At 46.2% G+C, this 3,814-nt stretch carries 5 protein-coding genes; 2 read left to right on the forward strand and 3 right to left on the reverse strand.

The window, feature by feature from the left end:
* Nucleotides 1-104: 104 nt before the first annotated feature.
* The 3 genes from ACOJTG_RS14130 to trpS form a co-directional block, all read right to left on the reverse strand.
* Nucleotides 105-524, reverse strand: coding sequence for a DUF2147 domain-containing protein (locus ACOJTG_RS14130; RefSeq protein ID WP_420154417.1), 420 nt, complete (start codon nucleotides 522-524; stop codon nucleotides 105-107).
* Complete coding sequence (locus tag ACOJTG_RS14135) at nucleotides 521-1,069, reverse strand: phosphatase PAP2 family protein (RefSeq protein WP_420154418.1); 549 nt, start codon at nucleotides 1,067-1,069, stop codon at nucleotides 521-523. The genes ACOJTG_RS14130 and ACOJTG_RS14135 overlap by 4 nt, the downstream gene beginning before the upstream one ends.
* Before the next feature lie 93 nt (nucleotides 1,070-1,162).
* On the reverse strand, nucleotides 1,163-2,131 hold the full coding sequence (gene trpS, locus ACOJTG_RS14140; protein ID WP_420154419.1) for a tryptophan--tRNA ligase: 969 nt from the start codon (nucleotides 2,129-2,131) through the stop codon (nucleotides 1,163-1,165).
* A 338-nt stretch (nucleotides 2,132-2,469) separates the two neighbouring features.
* Between trpS and ACOJTG_RS14145 the strand changes: the two genes are divergently transcribed.
* On the forward strand, nucleotides 2,470-3,144 hold the full coding sequence (locus ACOJTG_RS14145; protein WP_420154420.1) for a DUF2461 domain-containing protein: 675 nt from the start codon (nucleotides 2,470-2,472) through the stop codon (nucleotides 3,142-3,144).
* Between the two features lie 209 nt (nucleotides 3,145-3,353).
* A complete protein-coding gene (gene trxA, locus ACOJTG_RS14150) occupies nucleotides 3,354-3,677 on the forward strand; it encodes a thioredoxin (RefSeq protein WP_102200028.1) in 324 nt (107 codons plus the stop codon).
* Nucleotides 3,678-3,814 lie beyond the last annotated feature (137 nt).

Below are 3,814 nucleotides of genomic sequence, written 5' to 3' on the forward strand. Positions count from 1 at the left end.
CCTTGGAAATTGAGCCGCAAAGGTAGAAAAAAAACGAACGAAAAAACCGGTTGACTTAAAAAAAGCTTGTTTTTAGTCAACCGGTCGGGGAGCTGAAAAGCCCATTATTCGGCTTTTGTGAAGGTAGTGGTACGGCCTAACATGGGTGTACCAATGTAGCCGCGAACGGCTAATTCACGATCCGAAACTTTGGTGATTTTGCAGGAGTAGATCTTTCCGTTTCGGGGATCATAAATTTTTCCACCCGACCAGACTTTTTCGCCATCAGATTTGAAATTAGAGAGAATAACCATTCCCATCAACGGTCGATTTCGTAGTTTCTCGTCGGGATTATTGACATCCTTTTTGGGCTGATTGGCCTCTACTTCCTTAATCCAGATGATCTTTCCGAAGTACTGGTCCCCTTGCTTGTAAATCTGAATTTTTGAGGTTTTTTCTTCATTGAACCAGACACCCTCAATATCGGCGGCCCATGCCGAGAGCAGAACGGAAAAGTACAAAAGGCCTGTAAGCAGCATTTTCATCGTTGAACGGAGAGTTTTTTGTAAATCAACGTAACCAGAAAAGCAAAAAGTATGCCTACGGCGGCTCCGGTCAGTACGTCGAGCGGGTAGTGGGCACCCACGTAAATGCGGCTGTACGAAACGAGAGCAGCCCAAAGGAATAGCCATTTAATCCAAGGATGTTCTTTGCCAAACAGGAGCGTCAGGACCATTACAAAACCAAACGTGTTGGCGGCGTGACTCGAGGCAAACCCGTATTGGCCGCCGCATTCCCACACGACGTGCACCATTCGCTCGATGGAGGGTTCGTGACAGGGCCGCAGTCGGGCCACCCAGGGTTTGAGTACGCTGCTGGTAAACTGATCCCCTAAGGCGATGGTCGCTACGCAGGCGAGTACCACACCAATGGCTTTCTTTTTGAACCGCCAGAAAAGCCAGGCTAAAATCAACGCGTAGAAGGGGTACCAGAACTCCTGATCGGAAATCCAGTACATGGCGTGATCGAGCCAGGTGGCGTGGGCTCCGTTAAGGGCCAAAAATAATTCCGTATCGAGTTGGTTAAGCATAGGAGGCGTTGATCAGACGGATAAACAAACTTCCCGAAAGCAGCGTTGCCTTCGGGAAGTGAACGAAGAAGGGATGCCTAGAAGTACTAGGGTTTAAAAACCCAGTACTTCCCGAACTCGCTTAATGGTTTGTTGGGCGATAACCTTGGCTTTTTCTTCCCCCATACTCAAAGCTTTTTCCAGCTCTTCGGGGTTCTGCATGTAGTAGGAGAAACGCTCCCGCTCGGTAGCAAAGCGTTTCAGAATCAGTTCGTACAAGGCCTGCTTAGCGTGTCCGTAGCCGTAGTTGCCGCCGGCGTAGTTTTGCCTCATCTGTTCGGTTTCCTCGGGCGTCGCCAAGAGTGAATACAACGTGAACGTCGTATCGCCTTCCGTTTTCTTGGGTTCTTCCAGCGGCGTCGAATCCGTTACGATACTCATAACGGACTTGCGAAGCTCTTTTTCGGGCAGGAAAATATTGATGTAGTTGTTGTACGACTTCGACATCTTCCGACCGTCCGTACCCGGAATTGTCATCACTTTTTCGCTAATCCGGGCTTCGGGTAAAACCAGAATATCCCCGTAGCGATGATTAAATGTAGCCGCAATATCCCGCGACATTTCCAGGTGTTGCCGCTGGTCCTTACCCACGGGTACCAGCTCGGCATCGTACAGGACGATATCCGCGGCTTGTAAGACCGGATAAACGAACAGCCCAGAGTTTACGTCGGAGAGGTTTTCCGATTTGTCTTTAAACGAGTGAGCATTGGCCAGCATCGGGTAGGGCGTGAAGCATTCCAGGTACCAAGCTAGTTCCGTATGTTCAGGGATTCGTGATTGCCGGAAGAAGACATTTTTTTCCGTATCAAAGCCACAGGCCAGCCAGGCGGCGGCAATGGCGTACGTATATTGGCGACGGGCTTCACCGTCTTTTAGCGAAGTCAGCGAATGTAAATCGGCAATGAAAAAGAAAGATTCATTGGCCGGTTCCTGCGAGAGTTCAATCGAAGGGAGAATGGCACCCAGAATATTTCCCAGGTGAGGAAGTCCAGAACTTTGGATACCCGTAAGGATGCGAGCCATCAGAAAAGAAAGGATTAATTGTGATGTTTGCCCATAAAAAGAGCTTTCTAATTTTACTGCAAAACTGCAATCTATGATCCGCAATCAAAAATAAGTACCGGGATGTTTGTTCTTTTTCGAAAGGTGAGGGGTAGAGAGTTACGCAATTGGATTTGTTTTTTGAGGATCTGAATAAGCTTATAGTAGGCATGAGCTATGTTATTGAGATAGCAGCAGGTCCGTTTGTCTTCCCGCTGAGAAGGCTGGTCATTTCTATCTCCACGAACCTCAAACCCTTTTCAGACGTTATCAAACTTTAAACAAACCAAGCCATCCAAATCCCAAAACACTCCTTCATTATGCCCCAGATTCCGGCTTCGACCCTGAAATTTTTAAAAGAATTAGCTCAAAACAATACCCGTGAATGGTTTCAAATCCACAAAAAAGAGTGGGAGGGAGTCAAATCAAATTTCGAGGAAACGGTACAGGATCTGATTTATCGCATAGGTCAGTTCGAAAATCTGGCGGGCATCCGCGTCCAAGACTGCAATTATCGCATTGCCCGCGACGTTCGCTTTTCGCCCGATAAATCGCCCTACAAAACCTGGCTGGCGGCCAGCTTTGGTGAAGGTGGCCGTAAATCGTCCAAGATGGATTATTACCTGCATATTGCCCCCGGTAAATCGTTTTTGGGTGGAGGCATGTGGGAATCAACGCCCTCGCAGTTAGCCAAATTCCGTCAGGAAATTGATTACAATCCGCAGGAAATCAAAGGCATTATTGAAGCTCCCGCTTTTAAAGCTCATTTTGGCGAACCCGAAGGAACATCCCTGAAAACCGCTCCGAAAGGCTATCCAAAAGATCACCCAGAAATTGAGCTACTTCGTCGGACGCAGTTATTTTTTTCGCATTCCTTTACCGATCAGGAAGTGCTATCGCCTACTTTTACCCAGAAGGTGGAAGAAAGCTGTTTGCTCTTAAAGCCGTATCTGGACTTCCTCAACCTTATTTTTGAAGAAACCACCGATGAGTAAGGCTTGAAATTAATTCGAAAGAAAGATTTTTGAGTGAAAACAAACCGAAGGAATATCTTCTCTTCTAGTGAATTAATTTTTAAATGCCCTTGTTCTATCTCTGTACGAAAGCGACAAGCGGAGCAAGTTTCTAGGCATTGGTTGAACTTTCACGAAGCGAATCCGTTTTAACCTTCGAATCATCTAAGCATTTTTAATATATTCAGGAAATGGCACACAAGACAATTGAGGCGACCGACTCTAATTTTGAGCAACTTATCAATTCTGATAAACCCGTTTTAGTAGATTTCTGGGCTGAATGGTGCGGACCTTGCAAAATGATCGGACCCGTAGTAGAAGAATTAGCCGGCGAGTACGAAGGCAAAGCCGTAGTAGCGAAAATGGACGTAGATGCCAACAGCACGACACCCTCTAAATTCGGAATCCGTAGCATCCCTACGCTGATGATCTTCAAAAACGGAGAACTCGTTGATAAAGTAGTTGGAGCAGTACCCAAACCCGTACTGGCTCAGAAACTGGCTGCTCAATTATAATATAAAGTTTGAGTAAGTTTAAAAAGGTTTGAGAATTAGTTCTCAAACCTTTTTTATGGATATATAAACGAACGACCCGAAAGTTTACAAGCTTTAGGGTCGTTAGTTTATATATTAATAGATCTACTTAGACTGCC

The sequence above is a fragment of the Siphonobacter sp. genome (assembly GCF_048595215.1).
Classification (GTDB): Bacteria; Bacteroidota; Bacteroidia; order Cytophagales; family Spirosomataceae; genus Siphonobacter.